This is a genomic window from Variovorax glucosi, assembly GCF_051216695.1.
Lineage (GTDB): Bacteria > Pseudomonadota > Gammaproteobacteria > Burkholderiales > Burkholderiaceae_C > Variovorax.
Genome location: NZ_JBPJZE010000449.1, coordinates 1 through 1,008, shown reverse-complemented (window position 1 = coordinate 1,008; position 1,008 = coordinate 1). Strand labels below are relative to the sequence as shown.

Annotated in this window: 1 protein-coding gene; it reads left to right on the top strand. The window is 69.4% G+C overall.

The window, feature by feature from the left end:
- The coding region (locus ACSFA3_RS26420) for an AMP-binding protein (protein WP_435508251.1) at window positions 1-1,008 on the top strand (1,008 nt) is incomplete at both ends.

The window sequence follows — 1,008 nt, the reverse complement described above, 5'->3', positions numbered from 1 at the left end:
CTGCCCTGGAGCCACACCGTCGGTGCGAACCACAACCTGCACATGGTGCTGTGCCACGGCGGCGCTCTCTACATCGACGAGGGCCGGCCCGCGCCGGGCCTGATCGAGAAGACGGTGCGCAACCTGCGCGAGGTGAAGCCCACGCTGCTATTCAACGTGCCGCGCGGCTTCGACATGCTGCTGCCCTTTCTCGAAGCCGACGACGCGTTGGCCACCGAGGTGTTCTCGCGGCTGCGGCTTGCCTTCTACGCGGCGGCGGCGCTGGCACCCTCCACCTGGCAGCGGCTCGAAGCGGTAGCCAAACGGGTGCGACCCACGCGGCCGCTGTGGCTCACCACCTCTTGGGGCGCGACAGAGACTTCGCCCGCCATCACCTCCGCGCACTGGAAGCTCGACGGCGCCGGCTGCATCGGCGCGCCGCTGCCGGGGCTGGAGCTGAAGTTCGTGCCCAACGGCGAGAAGCTGGAGATGCGCGTCAAGGGCGTCTCGGTGTTCCCCGGATACCGCGATGCACCGCGCGAAACGGCGCAGGCTTTCGACGAAGAGGGCTACTACCGCATCGGCGATGCCGGCTTTCTCGCGAACCCGGCGCAGCCCGCGCAGGGCGTGATCTTCAACGGCCGCGTGGCGGAAGACTTCAAGCTCTCCACCGGCACCTGGGTGTCGGTGGGAACGCTGCGCGTGAAGCTGGTGTCGATGCTCGCGCCGCATGCGCAAGACGTGGTGCTCACCGGCCACGACCGCGACGAGATCGGCATGCTGGTGTTCGCGAGCCCACAAGGCGCCGCGCTGTCACCGGAAGCCATGGGCGAACGCATCGCCGGGGTGTTGCGTTCGCTGCGCGACGAAGGCGCGGGCTCTTCGCAATGCCCGGCCTGCGCACTGGTGTTGGCCGAGCCGCCGAGCCTCGATGCGGGCGAGATCACCGACAAGGGCTACATCAACCAGCGCGCCGTGCTCACGCGACGCGCGGCGGACGTGGAACGCCTGCACGCCCGCGCGAGCGAC